This is a genomic window from Herbidospora solisilvae, from assembly GCF_009901565.1.
Lineage (GTDB): Bacteria > Actinomycetota > Actinomycetes > Streptosporangiales > Streptosporangiaceae > Herbidospora > Herbidospora solisilvae.
The window spans coordinates 603,575-626,111 of the sequence record NZ_WXEW01000006.1 but is presented as its reverse complement, the minus strand read 5'-3'; the positions used below and the strand labels follow the sequence as shown (position 1 = coordinate 626,111).

General features: G+C 70.3%; 18 protein-coding genes and 2 pseudogenes. 10 read left to right on the top strand and 10 right to left on the bottom strand.

Annotated features, from left to right (window positions below; genetic code table 11):
* Nucleotides 1-5 precede the first annotated feature (5 nt).
* Nucleotides 6-1,277: an ATP-binding protein gene (locus tag GT755_RS22925; protein ID WP_062342924.1), complete on the top strand. Its 1,272-nt coding sequence runs from the start codon at nucleotides 6-8 to the stop codon at nucleotides 1,275-1,277.
* Here the strand turns inward: GT755_RS22925 and GT755_RS22920 are convergent.
* Entirely contained in the window at nucleotides 1,250-1,732 is a 483-nt protein-coding gene (locus GT755_RS22920) for a GtrA family protein (protein WP_285585339.1), read from the bottom strand. The two genes, GT755_RS22925 and GT755_RS22920, sit on opposite strands and share 28 nt — an antisense overlap.
* 218 nt (nucleotides 1,733-1,950) lie before the next feature.
* Between GT755_RS22920 and GT755_RS22915 the strand changes: the two genes are divergently transcribed.
* From GT755_RS22915 to purE, 3 genes are read left to right on the top strand one after another with little or no spacing between them, the layout of a single operon-like run.
* On the top strand, nucleotides 1,951-2,898 hold the full coding sequence (locus GT755_RS22915; RefSeq protein WP_161481667.1) for a hypothetical protein: 948 nt from the start codon (nucleotides 1,951-1,953) through the stop codon (nucleotides 2,896-2,898).
* Nucleotides 2,899-2,947: 49 nt separating this feature from the next.
* Nucleotides 2,948-4,018 (top strand): 5-(carboxyamino)imidazole ribonucleotide synthase, encoded by a 1,071-nt coding sequence (locus tag GT755_RS22910; protein WP_161481761.1) that lies wholly within the window; start codon nucleotides 2,948-2,950, stop codon nucleotides 4,016-4,018.
* 25 nt (nucleotides 4,019-4,043) lie between these two features.
* Nucleotides 4,044-4,517 (top strand): 5-(carboxyamino)imidazole ribonucleotide mutase, encoded by a 474-nt coding sequence (purE, locus tag GT755_RS22905; protein ID WP_161481762.1) that lies wholly within the window; start codon nucleotides 4,044-4,046, stop codon nucleotides 4,515-4,517.
* Between the two features lie 4 nt (nucleotides 4,518-4,521).
* On the opposite strand, the gene GT755_RS22900 is transcribed toward purE, so the two are convergent.
* Entirely contained in the window at nucleotides 4,522-5,832 is a 1,311-nt protein-coding gene (locus GT755_RS22900) for a UDP-glucose dehydrogenase family protein (protein WP_161481666.1), read from the bottom strand.
* A gap of 107 nt (nucleotides 5,833-5,939) precedes the next feature.
* Between GT755_RS22900 and GT755_RS22895 the strand changes: the two genes are divergently transcribed.
* Nucleotides 5,940-7,103, top strand: a complete 1,164-nt coding sequence (locus GT755_RS22895; RefSeq protein ID WP_161481665.1) for an acyl-CoA dehydrogenase family protein — start codon at nucleotides 5,940-5,942, stop codon at nucleotides 7,101-7,103.
* Nucleotides 7,104-7,179: 76 nt separating this feature from the next.
* On the opposite strand, the gene GT755_RS22890 is transcribed toward GT755_RS22895, so the two are convergent.
* Nucleotides 7,180-8,175, bottom strand: a complete 996-nt coding sequence (locus GT755_RS22890; protein ID WP_161481664.1) for a tyrosine-type recombinase/integrase — start codon at nucleotides 8,173-8,175, stop codon at nucleotides 7,180-7,182.
* A gap of 102 nt (nucleotides 8,176-8,277) precedes the next feature.
* Between GT755_RS22890 and GT755_RS22885 the strand changes: the two genes are divergently transcribed.
* On the top strand, nucleotides 8,278-9,075 hold the full coding sequence (locus tag GT755_RS22885; RefSeq protein WP_161481663.1) for a transcriptional regulator: 798 nt from the start codon (nucleotides 8,278-8,280) through the stop codon (nucleotides 9,073-9,075).
* Here GT755_RS22885 and GT755_RS22880 read toward each other — a convergent pair.
* From GT755_RS22880 to GT755_RS22865, 4 genes and pseudogenes are all read right to left on the bottom strand, one after another.
* Entirely contained in the window at nucleotides 9,056-9,718 is a 663-nt protein-coding gene (locus GT755_RS22880; protein WP_161481662.1) for an HAD family hydrolase, read from the bottom strand. The two genes, GT755_RS22885 and GT755_RS22880, sit on opposite strands and share 20 nt — an antisense overlap.
* Before the next feature lie 246 nt (nucleotides 9,719-9,964).
* Nucleotides 9,965-12,661, bottom strand: coding sequence for a cation-translocating P-type ATPase (locus GT755_RS22875; protein WP_202610350.1), 2,697 nt, complete (start codon nucleotides 12,659-12,661; stop codon nucleotides 9,965-9,967).
* Nucleotides 12,662-12,707: 46 nt separating this feature from the next.
* Nucleotides 12,708-12,899 (bottom strand): annotated as a pseudogene (locus GT755_RS22870) (universal stress protein); the annotation flags it as partial.
* 234 nt (nucleotides 12,900-13,133) lie between these two features.
* Nucleotides 13,134-13,565, bottom strand: a complete 432-nt coding sequence (locus tag GT755_RS22865; RefSeq protein WP_235967198.1) for a pyridoxamine 5'-phosphate oxidase family protein — start codon at nucleotides 13,563-13,565, stop codon at nucleotides 13,134-13,136.
* Nucleotides 13,566-13,702: 137 nt separating this feature from the next.
* On the opposite strand from GT755_RS22865, the pseudogene GT755_RS41605 reads away from it, so the two are divergent.
* Together GT755_RS41605 and GT755_RS22860 are read left to right on the top strand one after the other, a co-directional pair.
* Nucleotides 13,703-13,858, top strand: a pseudogene (locus GT755_RS41605) (CBS domain-containing protein); the annotation flags it as partial.
* 54 nt (nucleotides 13,859-13,912) lie between these two features.
* Nucleotides 13,913-15,265, top strand: a complete 1,353-nt coding sequence (locus GT755_RS22860; protein WP_235967021.1) for an Acg family FMN-binding oxidoreductase — start codon at nucleotides 13,913-13,915, stop codon at nucleotides 15,263-15,265.
* 1 nt (nucleotide 15,266) lies between these two features.
* Here the strand turns inward: GT755_RS22860 and GT755_RS22855 are convergent, their stop codons facing one another.
* The 3 genes from GT755_RS22855 to GT755_RS22845 are packed head-to-tail and all read right to left on the bottom strand — an operon-like array spanning nucleotide 15,267 to nucleotide 17,455.
* A complete protein-coding gene (locus GT755_RS22855) occupies nucleotides 15,267-15,734 on the bottom strand; it encodes a CBS domain-containing protein (protein WP_161481657.1) in 468 nt (155 codons plus the stop codon).
* Nucleotides 15,731-16,585 (bottom strand): universal stress protein, encoded by an 855-nt coding sequence (locus tag GT755_RS41250; protein ID WP_202610349.1) that lies wholly within the window; start codon nucleotides 16,583-16,585, stop codon nucleotides 15,731-15,733. Before GT755_RS41250 ends, GT755_RS22855 begins: the two co-directional genes overlap by 4 nt.
* 24 nt (nucleotides 16,586-16,609) lie before the next feature.
* Nucleotides 16,610-17,455 (bottom strand): universal stress protein, encoded by an 846-nt coding sequence (locus GT755_RS22845; protein ID WP_235967019.1) that lies wholly within the window; start codon nucleotides 17,453-17,455, stop codon nucleotides 16,610-16,612.
* A 774-nt stretch (nucleotides 17,456-18,229) separates the two neighbouring features.
* Here GT755_RS22845 and GT755_RS22840 point away from each other — a divergent pair.
* Together GT755_RS22840 and fdhF are read left to right on the top strand one after the other, a co-directional pair.
* Entirely contained in the window at nucleotides 18,230-19,837 is a 1,608-nt protein-coding gene (locus GT755_RS22840; RefSeq protein ID WP_202610348.1) for an NAD(P)H-dependent oxidoreductase subunit E, read from the top strand.
* Nucleotides 19,831-22,527: a formate dehydrogenase subunit alpha gene (fdhF, locus tag GT755_RS22835; protein WP_328794467.1), complete on the top strand. Its 2,697-nt coding sequence runs from the start codon at nucleotides 19,831-19,833 to the stop codon at nucleotides 22,525-22,527. The genes GT755_RS22840 and fdhF overlap by 7 nt, the downstream gene beginning before the upstream one ends.
* The last annotated feature ends 10 nt before the right edge of the window (nucleotides 22,528-22,537 follow it).

Below are 22,537 nucleotides of genomic sequence, written 5' to 3'. Positions count from 1 at the left end.
GGGGCATGCGGAGGCGTCTGCTCTCCTCGATGCTGCTCGTCGCGGTCATCGCGGTGCTGCTGCTCGGAGTTCCCCTCGGTGTTGTCGTCGTCCGTCTCATCAACGACGAAGCCGCGCAGGAGCTCCGAGCGGAGGCGACGCGCGTGCTGATCAGCGTTGAGTACGCCATCAGCCAGGAGCAGCCGGTCGATCCCAAACAACTGGAGCGGAACTACCCCAACCGGTTCATCCAGGTCGCGTTCCGCGGCATAGAGCCGATCACCGTCGGCGTCGAACCTCCCGTGAACCGGTCGCTGACCGAAGACGCGCGCTCCGAGAACGGCGTCGTCCGGCTCAGCCGCGACACCGCGGAGATCGACCGCGACATCCGGGCGCGGCTGCTGCTGACCATCGCCCTGGCGGTCGCCGCCCTGGTCGTGGCCATCGGGCTCGCGGTCGTGACGTCACGGAGACTCACGCTGCCGCTCCTCGATCTGGCCAAGATCGCGGAGCGGCTGGGCTCGGGCGACGCGCGTCCGAGCAAACACCGCTACGGCATCCCCGAGCTCGACCGGGTCGCCGAGGTGCTCGACCGCAGCGCGATCCGCATCTCCGAGCTGCTCGGCCGCGAGCGCGAGTTCGCCACCGACGCGTCCCACCAGCTCCGCACGCCCCTGACCGGGCTCACGATGCGCCTGGAGGAGATCGTCGCGGCGGCGTCCCAGCCGGCCATCGTGCGCGAGGAGGGGGAGGCGGCGATCGTCCAGGCCGAACGGCTGACGGCGGTCATCGACGAGTTGCTCAACGCGGCCCGGCGGCAGCGCCACTCCCAGGCCGAGCCGATCGACGTCGACGAGGTGCTGGTCCAGCAGATCACCGAGTGGGATCCGGCGTTCCGGCGCTCCCACCGGTCGATCCAGCTCACCGGCAGCCGGGGCCTCCACGCGCTGGCCACCACGGGCGGGCTCAGCCAGGTCGTGGCCACGCTGCTCGACAACTCCCTGCACCACGGGGGCGGCATCGTGTCGATAACGACGACGAGCTCGGAGAAGTCCATCGTCATCGAGGTCTCCGACCAGGGCGAGGGGGTGCCCGAGAAGATCCGTACCAGGATCTTCGAACGGAGTGTCACCGGCGGCAGCGGCACCGGGCTCGGGCTCACGCTGGCGCGGTCGCTGGTCGCCGCCGACGGCGGACGGCTGGAGCTGGTCAAACCCCGGCCGGCGACGTTCGCGATCTTCCTGCGGAAGGTCGGCGACGACGAGAAGGGCTACCGCGTCGTGAGCGGCCCCGCCTGACCTTCCTCCTGGACCACCGGCGGGGCCATGAACACCCACCGCTTGTACGACCAGAAGCGGAACAGCGTGCCGAGACCGGTGCCGATCAGCGTGGCGATGTTGTTGGCCACGATGTTGTCGAGCCCGAGCGTGTAGCGGCTCAGGCCGAGGCAGATCAGCTCGATCAGCAGGCCGACGCCGTTGAGCACGAAGAAGAGGACGTACTCCCGGGCCAGGCCGCTCTGCTCACGATGGCGGAAGGTCCAGTAGCGGTTGCCGAAGTAGGCGAAGGTCGCGGCGACGACCGTCGCGATGACCTTGGCGGACAGGGTGCCCTCGGAGCCCCACATGGCCCACAGGATGTTGACGACGCCGAAGTTGATCACGAAAGCGATGGCGCCGACGGAGCCGAACTTGATCAACTCATGGAGGAGGGTGGCGAATCGCGCGTAGGCGCCGCGGATGAGTTGCTGCACGAGCCGCACAGTCCTTCCTGGTGGGATGGGGTCGTCTCAGGCTACCGGTTGGGGCTGTTAGGCGGGCTGAAAGCTTCCTCTGAGTCCCTTTCTGCCCAGGTCGTCCAAGAACATTTCAAGAAATTTCAGACTTTGCGGCCCGATCGGGGTCGCCACGGGCTACGTTGGCGCCCGACGTCACACCCGCGCGCACATTTGGGAGAGGTGCGGGCATCCTCATGGTCCGACTGAGCCGGATGGTGATCACCGGTACCGTGCTGGGCCTGCTGGCCGCCTGCGGTGGGCTGCCCGCCGAGACCACGGCCCGGGAGTCCCCTTCCCGTGAACCCGAGACGCTCACCCTGGCCGCCGCCGAGGCCGCCTTCGCCGACCTGGCCGTCCTCGAAACCGCGTGGGGCGACAGCGACTGCGACGAGGTGGCCCGCCTGCTGGCCGCCCCGATCGCCGAGCTCGGCGGCGCCGCCTGCACGGCCACCGCGCTCGGCCACGAGGGCGCCCGGTTCGAGTACGGAGAGCCGGAGTTCTACCTGCCGAGCCGGGGCGCCAAGGGCAGGCCGTGGTTCGCCGCGCTGGCGAAGAAGCCCGATCCGGCCTACTTCGTCTTCACCCAGGGCAAGGGCGGCTGGCGGCTGGCCCTCGGGCCGATCCCGGTGCCCGACGGCGCCCCGGAGGTGCCCGTCACCGAGGCCGTCGTGCCGGCAGGCGACGTCAACCCGCAGGTCACCGCCAGTCTGGTGTCCCAGCGCTGCCTGACGTATCTGACCGACCCGACGGGGGTCAACGGCATCCGGGTCTCCTCCGGCGACGCGCTGCGGGAACTGCGCGACTCGATCACCCGGGCCCCGGCCAGGCACCGCCCGGACAAGATCGGCGTCGACGTGCGTCTCGTCCGCAGCGCGCCGGCGCACGCGCTGGCCCTCCCGGGCGGCGCGTCCCTCGTCTTCCACACCCTGCGGCTGGTCACCACCCAGAGCCCAGGCCCCGGCCGCGACTCGCTGGCCAAGCCCTCCTTCCCCGACCGGGACGTGCGCGCCTTCGCCGGTCAGGGCCGCCTCGGCAAGGTGACCGCCGAGGAGCTGTTGTTCCTGGCCACGAAGGTCGACGCAGACGGCCGGATGACGACGGTGGGGCTGGGCCGCAGGCTGGCCTCCGTGACGAACGGCTGAACCGGGCTGGGTAAGCTTCCCCTTCGTGAACAGCCCCTTCATCGTCGGCATGGTCGGCGCCGGGCAGCTGGCCCGGATGACCCAGCAGGCCGCCATCGCCCTCGGCGTCGAGCTCCGGGTGCTGGCCGGATCACGCGACGAGAGCGCGGCCAAGGTCGTCGTCGACACCCGGCTCGGCGACCACCGCGACCTCGGCGACCTCATGGCGCTCGCCAAGGGCTGCGACGTGGTGACCTTCGACCATGAGCACGTGCCGACCGAGCTGATCGAGTCGCTCGGGACGCCGGCCCGGCCGGGTGCCGCGGCGCTGGTCCACGCCCAGGACAAGCGGGTCATGCGCGAACGGCTGACCGCTCTCGGGGTGCCGTGCCCCCGGTGGAGCTCGACCGACTTCACCGCCCCCGTCGTGCTGAAGGCCGTCAGGGGTGGCTACGACGGTCGGGGCGTGTGGGTGGCGCGCACCCAGGCCGAGGTCGACGAGGTGGTCTCCCACGGGATCGACCTCATCGCCGAGGAGATCGTGCCCTTCGAGCGGGAGCTCGCCGTGCTGGTGGCGCGCTCGCCCCACGGGCAGGGGGTGGCCTACCCGGTCGTGGAGACCGTCCAGGAGGACGGGATCTGCGTCGAGGTGATCGCGCCCGCCCCGGGCCTCGACCCCGAGCTCGCCGCCGAGGCGCAGCGCATCGCCCTGACCATCGCCGAGGAGCTCGGCGTGACCGGCCTGCTGGCGGTGGAGATGTTCCAGACCGCCACGGGCCTGCTGGTCAACGAGCTGGCCATGCGCCCGCACAACTCGGGTCACTGGACGATCGAGGGCGCCCGCACCTCCCAGTTCGAGCAGCACCTCCGTGCCGTGCTCGACCTGCCGCTGGGCTCGCCCGAGATGGCGGCGCCGGTGGTCGTGATGGCCAACCTGCTGGGCGGCCCCGACCCCGACGTGTACTCCCGCTACGAGCACGTGATGGCCAACGACCCCGCCATCAAGATCCACTTCTACGGCAAGGACGTCCGTCCCGGCCGCAAGATCGGCCACGTGACCGCCCTGGGCGACGACCTCGACGAGGTCCGCGCCCGGGCCCGCCACGCGGTCACCTGCCTGAGAGGACCCCTGAGTGCCTGACCTGCGGCCTGACGTCGGCATCGTCATGGGCAGCGACAGCGACTGGCCCGTCATGGGCCAGGCCGCCGAGGCGCTGCGCGAGTTCGGCGTGCCCTTCGAGGCCGACGTCGTGTCGGCCCACCGCATGCCCGAGGAGATGATCGCCTACGGCAAGTCGGCCGCCTCCCGGGGCCTGAAGGTGATCGTGGCGGGCGCGGGCGGCGCGGCCCACCTGCCCGGCATGCTCGCCTCCGTGACCCCGCTGCCGGTCATCGGCGTGCCGGTGCCGCTGAAGTACCTCGACGGGATGGACTCGTTGTTGTCGATCGTCCAGATGCCGGCCGGCGTCCCGGTCGCGACGGTCGCGGTCGGCGGGGCCCGGAACGCGGGCCTGCTCGCGGTACGGATCCTGGCGGCGTCCGACCCTTCGTTGCAGGAGCGGATGGTGGAGTTCCAGGCGGACCTGAAGAAGACCGCCTACGCGAAGGGCGAGGCCCTCCGGAAGGCCGCGTCCTCGTAGGGGTCTACTGGGGGCGGCCCAGGGCGCGGTAGTTCCAGCCGGCCTCGCGCCAGACCGTCGCGTCCAGGGCGTTGCGGCCGTCGACGATGTTGCGGCGGTTCACGACGCGGCCCAGGGCGTGGGGGTCGAGGTCGACGAACTCCTGCCATTCCGTCAGGAGCAGGACCACGTCGGCGTCGCGGGAGGCGGACAGGGCCGACTCGGCGTAGCTCAGGGTCGGCTGGGCCTTGCGGGCGTTGTCGAGGGCCACCGGGTCGTAGACGGTGACGGCGCCGCCCTCCTGGCCGATGGTGGCGGCCACGTCGAGGGCGGGGGAGTCGCGGATGTCGTCGGAGTTGGGCTTGAAGGCGGCGCCCAGGACGCCGACGACGCGGTGGCGGAACGAGCCGCCGACCATGTCGCGGGCCAGGTCGACCATGCGGGCGCGGCGGCGCATGTTGATCGCGTCGACCTCGCGCAGGAAGGTCAGGGCCTGGTCGGCGCCGAGTTCCCCGGCGCGGGCCATGAAGGCGCGGATGTCCTTGGGCAGGCAGCCGCCGCCGAACCCCAGGCCGGGGTTGAGGAAGCGGCCGCCGATGCGTTCGTCGTACGAGAGAGCCTTGGAAAGTTGTTTCACGTCGGCCTGGGTGGCTTCGCAGACCTCGGCCATGGCGTTGATGAAGGAGATCTTGGTGGCCAGGAACGCGTTGGCGGCCGTCTTGACCAGTTCGGCGGTCGGGAAGTCGGTGACCACGATCGGGACCTCGCCGAGCGGCGCGTAGACCTCGCGGAGGATCTGCTCGGCCCTGGGACCGGCGACGCCGAGGACGATCCGGTCGGGGTGGAGGGTGTCGTTCACGGCGAAGCCCTCGCGGAGGAACTCGGGGTTCCAGGCCAGGTCGACGCGGCCGCCCGCCAGCCGCCGCAGCCGGGCCGCGAGGCGCTGGGCGGTGCCGACCGGCACGGTCGACTTGCCCACCACGAGGCAGTCGCGCCGCAGGTGCGGGGCGAGGGAGTCGACGACCTGGTCGAGGTGGGAGACGTCGGCGGCGTACTCGCCCTTCTTCTGGGGTGTTCCGACGCAGACGAAGTGGACGTCGCCGAACTCCGCGACCTCCTCGTAGGAGGTGGTGAACCGGAGCCGGCCGGTGGCGACGTGCTTCTTGAGGAGGGTCTCCAGGCCCGGCTCGTAGATCGGCGACTCGCCGCGCCGGAGCCGGGCGATCTTGTCGGGGTCGACGTCGAGGCCGAGCACCTCGAAGCCGAGCTCCGCCATGCACGCGGCATGCGTCGCGCCCAGATATCCGGTCCCCAGGACCGTCAGTCGGTGTGTCACGCCGCCGCTCCCCTCGATGACCTGCATTTATCAGGGTGTGTGATGTTACCTGAGGCTATCGGGGGCAGACCGCCCGCTGCGATAGTTGGACGTCCTAGAATCCCTACATGAGCTTTCCTCTGTACGCGCCGGCGGAGGAGCACGACATGCTCCGCGAGGCGGTCCGGGCCCTGGCCGAAGAGAAGATCGCCCCGCGTGCCGCCGCGGCCGACGAGAACGAGGAGTTCCCCGAAGACTCCTACAAAGACCTCGTCGCGGCCGACTTCCACGCCGTCCACGTGCCCGAGGAGTACGGCGGGGCGGGGGCCGACGCGCTCGCGGCGGTGATCGTCATCGAGGAGGTGGCCCGGGTCTGCGCGTCCTCCTCGCTCATCCCCGCGGTCAACAAGCTCGGCACGGTGCCGCTGCTGCTGTCGGCGTCCGCGGAGCTCAAGGCGGCCTACCTGCCCGCCGTCGCCCGGGGCGAGGCGATGTTCTCCTACGCCCTCTCCGAGGCCGAGGCCGGCTCCGACGCCGCCGCGATGCGCACCCGCGCCGTGGCCGACGGCGACTCCTACGTGCTCGACGGCGTGAAGACCTGGATCACCAACGCGGGCGTCTCGGAGTACTACACCGTCATGGCGGTGACCGACCCGTCGGCCGGGGCGCGGGGCATCTCCGCGTTCGTGGTCGAGAAGGCCGACGAGGGCGTCTCGTTCGGGCCCAAGGAGAAGAAGCTCGGCATCAAGGGGTCGCCGACCCGCCAGGTGATCCTGGAGAACGTGCGCATCCCCGCCTCCCGCATGATCGGCGCGCCCGGCACCGGCTTCAAGACCGCCCTGGCGACCCTCGACCACACCCGCATCACCATCGCCGCGCAGGCCCTCGGCATCGCCCAGGGGGCGCTCGACTTCGCCATCGGCTACGTCAAGGAGCGGCGGCAGTTCGGCAAGGCCATCGGCGACTTCCAGGGCGTCCAGTTCATGATCGCCGACATGGCGATGAAGCTGGAGGCGGCGCGGCAGCTCACCTACGCGGCGGCGGCCAAGTCGGAGCTGGCCATGCACGGCACCCCGGTCAAGGACCTGACGTTCTTCTCCTCGGCGGCCAAGACGGCGGCTTCCGACGCGGCGATGGAGATCACCACCGACGCCGTGCAGTTGCTCGGGGGGTATGGGTACACGCGGGACTATCCGGTGGAGCGCATGATGCGCGACGCCAAGATCACGCAGATCTACGAGGGGACCAATCAGATCCAGCGGATGGTGATGGCTAGGCAGCTCCTTAAATAGCCGTTGAACAGCGAAAACCCCGCCCAGGATGTTCCTGCGGCGGGGTTTCGTGGTTCGGCTCAGGCGACCTAAACGATCACTGTTCCGTGCCTGTTCCGTGAGAGATGAGACGAGGGCGGAACAGGCGGTCGTCGATCGCCTTGCGGGCCCGGTCGTGGGGGCCGGGCATCAGGTGGGCGTAGACACGGAGAGTGAAGCCTGGGTCAGCGTGGCCGAGGTACTCGGCGAGTTCCTTGACGGAGACGGCGCCGGCGAGCATCACGCTCGCGTAGTAGTGGCGGAGCTGGTGGAGGCCCTCTTTGCGTGACGTGGCAAAACGGGTCCGGCTGTTGGCGTCCTTCGTCGGCGCGGGGATGACGCCCGCAGCCACCAAGGCGGGTTTCCAGATCAGTTCGCTGTAGATCCGCGCTCTGATGAACCGGTCGTCGGTCCACCGGACGAGCAGGTTGTGGGTCTGCACTTTGCCGTTGAGCTTCTCCCAGGGCAGAGAGCAGGTCAGCGGCGGGAAGGCCGCCACATGACGTCTGATCGCATCGGCGGTCCATTCCGGCAAGGGAACGACGCGCTCACGGTCGTTCTTCGGCAAAGCGAAAACGTGATCGCTGCCCAGCTTCTTGATCTGGCGCCGGACCTGGAACACCTGCCCTTCAAAGTCGATGTCCTCCAGGGCGAGGCCGAAGATTTCGCCCTGCCGGAGGCCGCACGACGCGGCGATGATCGGCACCAGCCGGAAGAACTCCTGGTGGGCGTGGATGATGCCGTGGACTCTCTCGTCTGCCCATGCGGTCAGCTCTTCCCCAGACCGTTTGGGGACTTGGACGATCGACGATCGGGCGGGGTTTTTCTTGATCGCCTCGTCCGCGACGGCCAGTTCGAGAACGCCCTGCAGGACAAGAAACGAAGTCTCGATCGTCGACGGGCCGTAGCGCTCGTTCAGCTCGCTGATCCATCCCTGGATCTGCGACGGAAGGATGCTCTTCACCTGTCGCTTGTCGAAGGTGGGAGCGACGTGGAGGCGATAGATGTACTCGTATCTGATCTTGGTGGCGGGGTCGACGATGCGTGAGTCCACCCACCGTCTGGCCACATCAGCGAAGAGGACCTTGCCGGCGTTCTGCCTCCACGCCGGCCTCTTCGTAGGCGAGGACCATTGCAGCATGGGGCCGCGGCCCAGTTGCTCAGCGAGATGGCCGGCGCGCCGCGGCACACCCTCGCCGCCGCGTTGGCCGAGTCGTTGCTGCTCGTGGGGCGTATCGAGTTCTTCGACCTCCGACAGCCAGACGACGCAGAGGGCCATTTCGTCGAGGCCCTCCAGGCGGCCGGAGCGGCGGACAACCAGCTTCTCGGATCGGCCATCCTCGCGCACTCGGCGTTCGTGCCCGGATGGGCCGGCGAACGGGAAGCCGCAGCGGAACGGCTACGCGCCGCCCGCGTTTACGCGCGCCGGGCGGAGGGCGTACCGGCCCAGTTCACAGCCTGGCTTCACGCCGTGGGGGCGGAGTGCGGGACGCGATGCGGGAAACACCGCGAGGCCCTGAAGTCGATCAGCCGGGGAGAGGAGGCACTGGCCGACGCGGCTGACGGACCGCTGCCCGAGTGGTTCGACTGCTTCTCGCCGGTGCGCCTGGCGGCCTTCAAGGGGAACACGCAGCTCAAGGCCGGTCACTTCCCGCAGGCCAGAGCGACTCTGCTGGCGGTCCTGGAGCAGCTCTCCGACGAGGAGCGCAAACAGCGCACCGTCGTGCTCGGCGACCTTGCCGCTGTGGAGGCGGCCGAAGGACATGCCGAAGCGGCTTGCGCACGGGCCATCGAAGCGCTGGATCAGCTCGCGGTCACCTGGTACGCGGCGGGCATGGAGCGTGTCCGGGACCTGCGCCGGTCCATGGATCAGTGGTCCGACCTGGACTGCGTGATGGAGCTCGACGACCGTCTGTACGAATGGCGCACCACGGTCAACGCGCTTCAGCGTTGAAGGCCCGGATCTTTCCTGGCAGCTCACCCAGCGAGTCGATGCGGATGGACGGGATGCGGTCGGCGTCGGGGTGGGATTGCTGGATCGTGCCCCAAGGCCCACGGCGAATCAGGGCCGTGGGCATTCCGGCGGTCGTGGCCGGGAGGATGTCGTTGTCCAGGCGGTCACCGACGTAGAGGATCTCGTCCATCTCGAAGGGGACCACATCGGCGACCCGCTTGAAGAACTCCGGGTCCGGCTTGGACGCGCCCCAGTCGTCCGAGGTGCCGATGAGGTCGACGTCCTCCGAGAACAGGGTGCGGAGAATGCGCCCGGCCCGGACGGTCTGATTGCCGGCGATGCCCAGCCACAGGCCATCGGCGCGGAGTTCGGCCAGGGCGGGGCGGACATCTTCGTAGAGGTCATCTTCGCCGAAGGTCTCCGGCTGCCCGGCGGCGGCGCGGGCTTCGCGCTGTTCGTAGAGGTCGAAGCCGGGACGGAAGACCTGGAAGGTGTCACGGTAGTCGCGGCCCTGGGCGATGATCGCACCGAACATGGCGCTGAAGGTATGGCGGGGGACGCCGAGCCAATCGGCCCAGGTGCCGTATTCGCGGCTTTCGTCGACCAGGCATTCGCCGACATCGAAAACAACGGCACGGATCATGTCGACAGCCTATGGGCAAGCCTCCTACCGGTCTTCACGTCTCCAACGCCGTACCGTGCGGTGCCGCTTCGAGTGGCATGCCCGGCCGTAGCCGCAGGTAGCGCCGGGGATGCCGCCAGCGCCCGTGCTCACGCGCCACATCGGCTCGTACCCCGAGGTGAAGGCATCGCTCGCCAGGGGTGGTCCGCCATCGGAGCGCGCAGGTGGGGCAGGAATCAGATCTCTGGGCGGCCGATCACGGGAGCCTCAATTCCCTTGGGCGCCAGGATGTTCATCTGAGAAGCGCCTCGGTGAGGTGTGTGGTTCGCATGGACGGTGCGAGTGCTGTTCAACGTGCGCGCGGGGAATCCACCGGGAACACCGTGGGCACCCCGCCCCTTTTGAAGGTCCCCCCGCCGATTCCCGGCACCGATCAGCCGCATGCACTCTGGACTCCGGTCGGTGCCCGGGATGGACGACCCGGTCGAGTCGCACTGCGGCGTAGCCCAGCACTGATACCGCCAGCACGATCATCAGGTCACCGGAGGTCAAGGGCTGGGTACCCAGAAGGTCGCGCAGGGGTGGGAGGTACAGCCCGGCCAGCTGGAGCGCGAGCGCGCCCGCGACGGCGATCGGCAGCAGCGGATTGGCCCGGGTGCCGGGCCGCGTGCGAGAGCCGAGGGCGACACCGAGCTGTGCCGTGCCCAGGGCCAGGAAGGCCATGCTCTGCCAGGGGCGGCCGGTGTGGGCGGCCCAGACCGCGACGCCGAGTGTCACGGCGGTGAGCACCGCGGCGATGCGGACCACGCGCTGCCACAGGCCCGCCCCGAGGATGCTCTCCCTCGGAGGGCGCGGCGGGGCGTCCATGGAGCCGGGCGTGGCGGGCTCGCCGCCCAGGGCCACGCCGGGCAGCCCGTGGGTGAGCAGGTTGATCCACAGGATCTGGGCGGGCAGCAGCGGCAGCGGCAGGCCGAGGAAGGGGCCCAGCAGCATCACGGCGATTTCCGCGGCCCCGCCGGACAGGCCGTACACGAGGAAGCGGCGGATGTTGGCGTAGACGCGCCTGCCCTCCTGGACGGCGGCGACCACGGTGGTCAGGTTGTCGTCGGCGAGTACCAGGTCGGCGGCCTGCCGGGCGACTTCGGTGCCCCGGCGGCCCATGGCCACCCCGATGTCGGCGTGCCGCAGGGCGGGACCGTCGTTGACCCCATCGCCCGTCATGGCCAGCACCTCGCCGCGGTCGCGCAGGCGCCGGATGATGTCCAGTTTCTGGGCGGGGGTGGCGCGGGCGTAGACGGTGGCGTCCTGCCGGTGGGCGTCTGTCTCGCGGCAGTCGGCGACCGAGCCGTCGTGGTCGACGATGCCCAGCTCCACGGCGATGGCGCGGGCGGTTCCCGGGTGGTCGCCGGTGATCAGCAGCGGCCGGATCCCGGCCCTGCGGCAGGAGGTCACGGCGTCGGCGGCCTCCCGCCTCGGCGGGTCGAGCATCGCCACCAGGCCGATCAGGCGCAGGCCGCGCTCCTCGACGCGCGCAGGCGTTCCGTCGAGGTCGGCCCCCGCGACCGCCAGCACCCGGTAGCCCGCGCGGGCGAGCCGGTCGGCCTCCGCGGCCGCGCGTTCCAGCGGCTCCGGCGCGTCGCCGAGCAGCGGGGGATGGAGCAGCACTTCGGGGGCGCCTTTGCAGATCACCCGGGTCCGGCCGTCGGGCAGTCGGTGTGCGGTGGTCATGCGCTTGCGGTCGCTGTCGAAGGGCAGTTCGCCGACCCTCGGGAACCGGCGCCGGAGTCCGGCGTGGTCCAGGCCCAGTTTGGCGGCGGCGGCCAGCAGGGCGGCCTCGGTCGGGTCGCCCAGCGCCTCCCACCGGCCATCGGCGTCGTGGACGAGCGTGGCGTCGTTGCACAGGGCCGCCGCGGTCGCCAGGTCGGTGAAGTCGGCGGCGGTCGTGCCGGGGGAGGGGCGGATCTCGCCTTGCGGCGCGTAGCCGGAGCCGGTGAGCAGCGCTCCTCCGGCGGGGGTCCACATCTGGCGGACCACCATCCGGCCCTCGGTGAGGGTGCCGGTCTTGTCGGTGGCCAGCAGGGTCACCGAGCCCAGGGTCTCCACCGCGTGCAGGCGGCGCACCAGCGCCGACCGCGTGGTCATCCGCCGGGCGCCCAGCGCGAGGCTCAGGGTGACCACGGCCGGCAGGGATTCGGGTACGGCGGCGACGACGAGGCTGATCGCGGTCACCACCATCAATTCCACCGGCTGGCCGCGCAGCAGGCCCAGGGCCAGCACCAGGGCGCACAGCGCCACCGCGACCGCGGCGAGCACGCGTCCGACGTCTGCCAGCCGGCGTTGGAGCGGCGTCAGCGCCGCCTTCTCGCCCATCATCGAGGCGATGCGGCCGACGGCGCTCGCGGCCCCGATCGCCGTGACCTCGGCCGTGCTTCGCCCCCGCACCACCATGGTCCCCGCCGACAGGGGGTCGCCGTCGCCCTTGTCGATCGACACGGACTCCCCGGTCAGGGCCGACTCGTCCACCAGCAGCCCGGCCGACTCCACCACTACCGCGTCGGCGGGGATCACGTCCCCCTCGGCCAGCACCAGCAGGTCGCCCCGCACCACCTCGGCCGCCGGGACCGGAGTCTGGGCGCCGTCTCTGACCACCCGGGCGGATGGGGCGGTGAGCCGCGAGAGGGCGGTGATGGCCCGGTCGGCGCGTACCTCCTGCACCACCCCGACGGTGGTGTTGACCACGACCACCAGCAGGATCACGCTCATGTCGGCCCAGTCCCGGGTGGCGGCGGTCAGGGCGGCGGCCACGAGCAGGACGAGGATCAGCGGATCCTTCATCTGCCCGGCGATCCGCCGCCACAAGGGTGTCGGGGGCTGCTGCGGCGGCAGGTTGGGGCCTTCCCGCTTCAGCAGGACCGCCGCCTCACGGGTGGAGAGCCCATGGTGTTCGGAACTTCGTGTGGTCATCATCGGACTCCCGGCTCGGTTCCGACACCGCTCGCTCGCCCCCACCTCATCGCCGCGTGCGGACAACGGCGAGGGGGCAGGGGGCGACGCGCGGCAGGGCCTGGCTGACGGACCCCAAAACCATTCCGGCCAGGGCGCCCTGGCCGCGTGATCCGACTATCAGGAGTTCGGCCCGCTCGGCGGCGTTGCGCGGGACGTCGACCGGGTGCCCCTCCACGACTTCCATCGACACCGGCGTGGCGCGCGCCCGCCTTCCTCAACGCGAAGTCGAGCACGGGACGTGAACCTCCGGCGCATCGGCGCCGACGACCACCTCAGCCCGCGGTGCGGTCGCCGGGAATATGGCGGTGATCGCGATACGGCGACACGGTTGCACGCGACATTGCGCCAACGGCTCTGTGTACGGCACCACGCGGCTGACGCCACCTGGTTCACCGGGGGCGTCGTACGGACACGCGCTCCGGCTCCAAACCTAGATCCGGTTTATTCTGCGGCCGGTCACGCGTTGAGGTGCGATACGGATGTAGTGGTCACGGCTGTCCCCAGCCCAGGAGTCGACGTCGTCAGCGCCCGTTGCCGACAGCTCACTCTCTGAAACGTGATGGGCAGGACCCTGGATCAGGACACTCCATCCGTTGCGGTTCCGCTCGTCGATATGGTCGATCTGAAAGGCGATCTTCACTTCCACATCGTCGATTCCCGATGAAATACTCTCATCCATGGTTCCGCCTTTGCGAATGCGGAACACAACCTGACCATTGATCAACCGGTAATTAACCGGGAATACCGTCGGGCCTACCACTGCCCCGCCAAAGGCCACCCGGCCGATTCCGCCCTGCTCGGCGAGCTGAAGGCACTCCTTTTCGCTCAGTTCTTCCAGAGTGCTCGGACCGGAATCACGCATCGCACTCAATGGGTCTCCTCTCCTGCCCGGATTTCATCCGGCCGACTGTGGTCTGCTAGGAAGGAAGAAAGAAACTACTCCTTATTCTACCTTCCGCCCATCCGAGAAATGGGGCGGCGGTGCTGAAGGGTGGTCCCATGCCGATCAAGGTCGGACAGGTGATGGGCCAGACCGCAGTCGCGGTACGGCGGGGGACGCGTCGTGCAGAGATCGCGTCGGCGATGGACAAGTACGGGATCAAGCAGGTCACGGTCGTCGATGGCGACAACCGCCCGTTGGGTGTCGTATCGGAGGCCGACCTGCGTTCCGGCAAAGGGCGGAGTCCCAGGTTGACCGCTGGCGATCTGATGACCACACCGGCTGTCACGGTGACACCCGACGTCACCGTCAGGGAAGCGGCGCGGCTCATGTACATCCACGATGTGGAGCAGTTGCCCGTCGTGCATCCCGACGACGGGAAGATCGCGGGCGTCGTGGCGCAGGCGGACGTGGTGCCCATCCTCACCCATCTGGCTGATGAGGTGCGTGAAGAGGTCGTCACGGTGATCCGGGACGTCACCGATCTCGATCCTGACACTCTCTCGATCACCGTCGGCGAGGGCGTCGTCGGTGTGGCCGGGCCCGTCCCTGCCGGAACGCCGGTCCCCCGTCTCATCGAAGCCCTCCGGGGTATCGATGGTGTCGTGGAGGTCAACTGCGATCTCGCCCTGCCCTCGACCGTGCCCTCGGTTCCGTCCGGCGAACCGGAGGCCGGTTTGGAGACGGTGGTGGAAGCGGCGACGTGGGCGCCGTCGATCCACAACTCCCAGCCGTGGTCCTTCGCCATCGCCGGGAAGGAGATCAGTCTCCGCGCCGACGCCGATCGCCGGCTTCCCGTCAGCGATCCGCAGGGACGGCAGTTGACGATCAGTTGCGGCGCGGCGCTGTTCAACATGCGGACGGTCGTCCGGGCGATGGGCCATCAGCCGCAGGTCAGGACGCTGCCCGATCCCGACCGCCCGGGCCTGGTCGCCACAGTGCGCGTCGGCCCGGCGGAGCCGCCCTGTGAGGAGGTAAGGATCGTTCGGGAGGAGATCCCGCGGCGGCGCACCCACCGAGGTGGCTTCGCCGAGCGGCCCGTCCCCGATGACCTGATCGACTCGCTGACGGCGCTGGCCGCCATGCAGAACGTCCGGCTGATCCCGTTCAGGTCGCCGGGCGACGTGCGGATCCTCGGGGCATTGACCACGGTGGCGCAGGAGTTGCAGGAGCGGGATCCGGAGTTCGAGCTGGAGATGATCCGGTGGGGGCTGCGTCCCGGGAGTCCGCGCCGCGACGGCGTGCCCGCCGACGCCTACCCTCGGCGGACCCCAGAGAGCCATCCGGAGTTTCCGCAGCGGGACTACAGCCGGGGCCAGGGCTGGGGCACCGAAGACGAGCCGGCCGGGGTGACCGGAGTGGTGGCGGCGATCACCACGACCGGTGACGAGCGGATCGACTGGGTCCAGGCAGGGCAGGCGCTGGAGTCGATTCTCCTGTATGCCTCCTCCCGAGGCGTCCAGGCCGCCTTCCACACCCAGCTCCTGGAGTATCCGCAGCTGCGCGACTTCCTCCGTCAGAAGTTGTGCTCCGGCGAGTACCCGCAGGTCGTGCTGCGGCTGGGTTACCCGCTCGGCACGACCCTCTCCTACCGCCGCCCCCTGGTGGAGGTCCTTTCCTAGGTCAGGTCACCGGTTCCACCCGGAACAACGCCGGGTGGACGTCACTCGCCGTGCCGGGTTCCGGCGTGATCCGGCCGGCGACGGCGCGGAGGATGTCGACCGTGGTGATCACGCCGACCGCCCGGCACTGCTCGTCGACCACCGGGACGGCGTCGTGGCCGGAGTCGAGCATCACGGCGGCCACGCCGGAGAGCGGCCGGTCGAGCGGGACGCGCGGCGTGAGATTCGATTTGATGAGGTCGCCCACCCTGCGGCGGGACAGGTCGGCCAGCGTGCCCGAGCAACTCGTAGCGATGTCCTGCATCGAGAGGATCCCGTGTGGCCAGCGGCTGGGGCCGACGACCGGGATGTGGTGGATGCCGCCTTTGCGCATGAGTTCCCAGGCCATGATCGGAGACTCGTCCGGGGTGACCGTGACGACCACCCGTGTCATGACGTCCCTGGCGGCGAGCGTCGTCGGGTCGATCATTTCCTGTCCTCCTTGTCGGTGACGATGGCGACCGGGCAGTGGGCCCGGTGCAGCAGGCCGTATCCGACCGATCCCAGAGCGGCCGAGCGGATGACTCCCCGTCGGCGGGAACCGACGATCACGAGATCGGCCGTGCGGGACTCCTCCGACAGGACGTAGACCGGATGACCACAGACACCCGTGTGCTCGATCGGGACCTGGGGGAACTTCTCGGCCCAGGGCGCGAGCTGCTGCCAGACGAAGGTCATCTGTTCGTCGAACATTCGCTGGACCAGCGCGGCGTAGCCGGCGGCCGAGCCAGCAAGGGGTGGCGGTTGCCAGGCGTACACGAGCTTGAGCCGGGCTTCGCGCCGTTCGGCCTCGGCGAAGGCGAAGTCGAGGGCCGTCTCCGCCTCCTCGCTTCCGTCGTAACCGGCGATCAGCTCGCCGTAGGTGTGCCGGGGAGAGGTGCGGACGACCACGAGGGGGGCCGCCGTGTGACCGGCGAGGGCCAGGCCGACCGATCCGAGGATCAGGCCGGCGAAGCCGCCTCGGCCGCGGCTGCCGATCACGACCTCGTCGGCGCCCATCGCCTCGCGGCCGAGCCGGTCGGTGACGTCACCCCTGATCAGTTGGGTGCTGATCTCGATGTCCGGGGCGCAGTCCCAGGCCCGTCGCTGGGCCTCGGCGACGATGTCTTCGTGGTGGCGGTGCTCGGTCTGGTGTATCTCCCGGTCGCCCATGGTGAGGGGCGGCCAGACGTGGATGATCCGCAGCGCGGCGTTCCTGCGGGCCGCGTCGCGCGCCGCGTACTCCACGGCGGCGAGTGAGGGCGCCGATCCGTCGACGCCCACGATGATGGTCGAACTCACGATCGTTCTCCTTACACGGCGTGGTCAGTCGGCCATCGCGACGACGGCGACGGCGCAGGCGGCGTGCCGGAGCACCGGGTCGGCGGTCGAACCCAGGTGGCCGAAGCGGCGGCGCCCCACCACGATGAGCCCGGCCTGCTTCGACAGGCTGGTCAGGGCCTCACGTGGGGCGTCGAGGGTGACCCTGGCGCTGACCCGGACCTCCGGATAGCGCTCCTGCCAGGCGGTGAGTGCCTCGCCGAGCTCCTCCTCCGCCAGGGTCAGGTCGGGGACCAGCGCCATCGAGGTGCCGAACGACGGGGCGGTCAGGCCACACCGGACCGCCACCAGCGGAAGCTGCCGGAGTGCGGCCTCTGCGAAGGCGAACTCGACCACCGGCCGGGCTCTGCCGCCGGGGGTTCCATCGACTCCCACGACGACGGGGCCCGGGTGGAGCGGGGCGGGAATCGGGCCAGGTCCGCGTACGACCAGGGCCGGGCAGGCGGCGTAGGCGGCGACGTGGCAGGCGACCGAGCCGATCATCATGGACGGGACCCGGCTCAACCCCCGGGAACCGACCACGAGCAGGTCGGCCGCCCCGGACAGGGCCACGAGCTGGTCGTTGGCCGACCCCTTCCACAACTCCCCTTTGACTTCCGTCACCGCGCTGGTAGCCCGCGCGCACGAGACGCCGTGCCAGAGCACGTGATCGGCGGCCCGGCGCAGATGATCCTTGGCCTCGTCGGACGCCTCGCCGTATGGCCAGTGCCAGGCGTGGGCGACGGTGAGCGGCAGCTTCCGCATCTCGGCCTCGTCCATGGCCCAGTCCAGGGCCTGCATCGCGAAATCTGAGCCGTCGTAGGCGACGACGACCCCGTTCATCGTGGTCATCCCTCTCACCCGCGCTTTCTCGCTTCAGTTCCACTGTCTCTCTGCGGCCAAGCGGGCGGCAGAGGCGGGGGCCCTTTGAGGAGAGACCTTGGCCTCACCATGAATGCGACACTGACGGTCATGATTCATGCGTCCATAGTCATCGTCGATCTGTGGAATTACCGGCGAACGTGGCTGCGGAGGATCTGCTCGCCCGGTTCACCGTGGCCGGTCCATCGGCCCCGAGTCGTCGACCGCGCTCGGCGCCATCGTCATCTTCGCCGCGACCCGCCTCATAGACCTCGGCGAATTCCGCCGCCCGCTGGCGTTCCGCCACAGCGAGTTCATCCTCGCCTCGGCCACCTGCCGGAGCGCGCTGATCTTCGACATCCTGTACGGGGTGCTTCTCGGCGTCGCCCTCTCGGTCGCCGAGATGCCGGACCGGATCGCCGTCCCCACGATGCCGTCCTGGTCCCGGGCCTGCCGGCGTCGCCGTAGCGGAATGGGTGGTCTCGGGAACCACTGCTTCGCGGGCGTTGGCGTGTGGATGTGAGGGCTGCGAGAACTTACAAAGAGGACGTGCATGCTGCCGGATCGATGGAGTATCCGGCGGCGCCTCGACGTCAACCAAGGGTCGGCTGAGGGCGGTTTGAGCGCCAAAAGTCCTTCCTGGATCGACCATGTGACCTGATGGGCCGCAGGCGGCAGGCTCATGATGAGGATATGGGTGCGGTCGATCGTTTCGACGCCTTGCGCGCGCTGGCCAGCCGGCGTGCGCGTCCTGGTGTCCGGCTGATGGAGGCCTTGGCCAGGTCTGCCGCTGATTCGCCGGACGGCCCTGACTCATGGGCCCCCGAGGTCGCACGGCGGGTCGGGCTCCCGGCGGCGGCCGGGCTGGGCCCGGCCACCTTCTACGCCGATCTCGCCGCCCGGCACGGCCGCCGTCACGTGCGGATCTGCACCGCCGCGGCATGCTTCGCCGCCCGCGCCGGCCGTCACCTGGCCGAGGTCGAGAGCACGCTCGGGGTCGCCGCCGACAGCGTCGGCCCCGACCGGCGGGTATCACTGCAGACAGTCCGTTGCCTGGGTTACTGCTACGCGGGCCCCGCCTGTCTCGACGGCGAAACCCCTTGTGCCGGCCCGGACGTCGCCGACCAACTCGCCGGCCGGGTACCGCCGCTGGCTCCACCGATTCCGGCCGCCGACGCCACTGGCGATCCCGTGGTGCTCGCCGGCGTCGTCGCCGGGGAGTCCGCCTGGCAGGTGTGGCCGGAAACGGTGGGAGTGCGCACCCCTGAGCAGATCCAGGCCGAAGTGGCAGCCTCAGGGCTGCGGGGGCGTGGAGGAGCGGGTTTCCCTGTGGCCGCCAAGTGGGCGGCCACCAGCCGCTCGCCCGACACCGTGGTGGTCGCCAACGGCGACGAGGGCGACCCCGGCTCCTACGCCGACCGGCTGCTGATGGAGGCCGATCCGGCGCGTGTGCTGGAAGGGCTGGCATTGGCCTGCCTGGCCTGCGGGGCCCGTCGCGCCGTGGTGCTGGTGCGCTCGGAGTATCCGCAGGCGCTGGCCCGGATGCGGGCCGCGGTGCGGGAGGCCTATGAGGACGGGCATCTGGGGCGACGAGTCCACGGCAGCGATCTGGATCTCGACATCGAGGTGGCCGAGGGAGCCGGATCCTATGTGGCCGGCGAGGAGACCGCCCTGATCGCCGCGCTGGAAGGAGGGCGCGGCTGTGCCCGGCCCCGGCCGCCCTATCCGACGAAGCAGGGACTGTGGGACGCCCCCACCGTGGTCAACAACGTCGAGACGCTGGCGGCGATCCCGTGGATCGTGCAGCGGGGCGGCGGCGCGTACGCCCGCCGGGGTAGGCGGACCGAGACCGGCACGAAGCTGGTTTGCCTCTCCGAACGGTTCGCCCGGCCCGGCTGCTACGAGGTCGAACTGGGCACCCCGGTAGCCGACATCGTCAGCAACCTGGGCGGCGGCCTGCGCGAGGGGGCACAACTGAGCGTTGTGCAGGTGGGCGGGCCGCTGGGCGGCTTCCTGGGTCCCGGACAGATGGACGTGCCGCTCACCGACGCCGACCTGACCAGCCGCGGCGCGGCGCTCGGACACGCCGGTCTCGTCGCCTTCGACCAGCGCCTCCATCCTCTGGAGGTGCTGCGGCACGTGTGGGAATTCGTCGCCGCCGAGAGCTGCGGAGCCTGCTCGCCGTGCCGGGCCGGTTCTCGTCGCGGTCTGGAGATCGCCTCTTCCGGGGGGCCCGCCGGCGAGGAGTACGCGCGGCTGCTTCGGGTGATGGGACAGGCGAGCCTGTGCGCCTTCGGGCGGCGGGTGCCCGCCGCCGTTCGCAGCCTCGCCCGTGCCTATGGGGACGAGCTGGAGGGGTGGAATCCGTGCTAGTCGAGGTCGACGGTGTCACCGTCCGGCCGGCCCAGGGCGACTCGCTGCTGGCGGCGGTACGCCTGGCCGGCGTCGAGTTGCCCACGCTGTGCCATGACGATCGGCTGACCCCGGCGGGCTCCTGCCGCGCCTGCCTGGTGAGGTCGGGCGGGGACATCGTGGCCGCCTGTGTGAGCCCGGCCGTCGACGGCGCGGTGGTCGAGGTCGCCGCCGGGGAATTGCAGGCGCTGCGCCGCGAAGCCGTTCAGGTGATCGTCGCGGCCTTGCCGCCTCGCGCGCTGGACGGCGGGGTGGACGGCCGCGAGCTGGCCCGCGTCTGCCATGAGATGGGGATCGCACCGCAGACCGCCCAAGGGCACGGCGGTCGGGGCCGCGACGACAGCCACCCCTACGTCCACCTGGATCGAGATCTGTGCATCGCCTGCGGCCGGTGCGTGCGCATGTGCAACGAGGTTCAGGGCACCTTCGCGCTGACTCTGACCGGTCGGGGTGCCGACACGGTCGTAGCTCCCGGCACGGGTGGACCATGGGCGGAGTCCGACTGTGTCGCCTGTGGCGGCTGCGTCGACACCTGTCCCACCGGCGCGCTCACCGAGCCCGGACTCCCGCTCGGCGGCCCGGCGGCAGCGGAGCGCACGGTGACCACGTGCGGTTACTGCGGCGTCGGCTGTTCACTGGAGGTGCTCACCCGTGACGATCAGGTGGCGGCCGTCCTGCCGGACCACAACGGCCCGGTCAACCGGGGGCACGCCTGCGTCAAGGGCCGCTTCGCGCACGGCTTCCTGGGATCTCCCGAACGCCTGACCCGGCCGTTGCTTCGTCGCGACGGGCGACTTGAGCCGGTGACCTGGAAGGAGGCCCTGGAGTACATCGCGCGTGGCCTGCGGGACGCCGTCGCCGCGGGCGGTCCTGACGCCGTGGCGGCGATCTCTTCGGCAAGGGCCACCAATGAGGAAAACTATCTTGCCCAGAAGTTCATGCGGGTGGCCATCGGCACCAACAACATCGACAACTGTTCCCGGCTCTGCCACGCCCCCTCGTCCGCCGGACTCATCGCCGCGTTCGGCCTGTCGGGTGGAACCGACACGTTCGACGACGTAGAGACGGCCGACTGCCTGCTGGTGGTGGGCGCCAACCCGGTCGAGGCCCACCCGGTGGTCGGCGCGCGGCTCCTGCAGAAGGTCCTGCGCGGGACGCGGCTGATCGTCGCCGACCCCAGGACCGTCGGGCTGGCCCGCTACGCCGACGTGCACCTGCGGCCCCGGCCCGGCACCAACGTCGCCCTGTTCCACGGGCTGGCGCACACCCTCTGGGCCGAAGGCCTGGCCGATGAGGAGTTCCTGCGCCGCCGCGCCGACGGCCTGCCGGAACTCCTCGATCTGCTCACCGGCTATCCTCCGGATCGGGTGGAGGCCCTGACCGGCGTTCCCGCCGAGGATCTGGTCGCCGTGGCCCGGCTCTACGGGCGGGCCGAGCGACCGGCGATCATCTACGGGCTCGGGGTCACCGAGCACCTGCACGGCACCGACGGAGTGCGCGCCCTGGCCAACCTGGCGATCCTGCGCGGTGCGGTCGGCACGGAGCGCGGCTTCGGGATCAACCCGCTGCGCGGCCAGAACAACGTGCAGGGCGCCTCGGACATGGGCGCGCTGCCCGACATCCTGCCCGGGTACGGCAAGGTGACCGATCCGCTCGCCCGGGCCAGGGCCGAACATGTGTGGGGGGCGCCGGTGCCGACCCGGCCCGGGATGCGCATCCCGGAGATGTTCGCCGCCGCTCGCGCGGGAACGCTCAAGGCGCTGTGGATCATGGGAGAGGACGTGTGCGCCACCGACCCGGACGGCACTCGGGTCGCCGAGGCGCTGGACGCCTGCTCCCTCGTCGTCTGCCAGGAGCTGTTCCTGTCCCAGACCGCCCAGCGCGCCCATGTCGTGCTCCCGGTGGCGTCCTGGCTGGAGAAGGACGGCACCTTCGTCAACTTCGACCGCCGATTCCAGCGGGTGCGTCCCGCCCTGACCCCACCGGGAGAAGCCAAGACCGACTTCGCGATCGTGCACGCCATGGCCTCTGCGCTTGACGTCGATCTGGGCTGCCGGACACCGGCCGAGGCGCTGGCCGAATGTGGCCGGGTGGCGCCCCTGTTCGCGGGGGTGTCCCATGAGCGACTGGATCGGGAGGGCGCCGTCGCGTGGCCGTGCCCCGACTCCGATTGCCCCGGTGAGGCCAAACTCTACAAAGAGCGCTTCGCCACCCCTGATGGGCGGGCGAAACTGGCCGCCTGCCCCTATCTCCCGCCGGGCGAGAGCCCCGACGACCACTACCCGGTGATCCTGGTGACCGGACGGCGCTGGGCCCACTACAACTCCGGCGGCATGACCCGGCGCACGGACAACATCCGGCTCGACGGGACCGACCGGCTCGACGTGCATCCGGCCGACGCCGCCAGGTACGGGCTTCGCGACGGTCACCCGGTCACCGTGGAGAGCCGGCGAGGCCGCGCTACGCTGACCGTGAAGCTGAGCGACGAAATGGTGCCCGGACAGGTCTTCTGCGCCTTCCACTTCCCCTCAAGTGGGGTCAACATTTTGACCTCCGCCCATGCGGACACCATCACCTCGTGCCCGGAGTACAAGGTGACCGCAGTGCGCCTGGCCCCCGTCCCCGGCACCGCGGCCAAGCGGAGTCAGTGACCGACCGGGC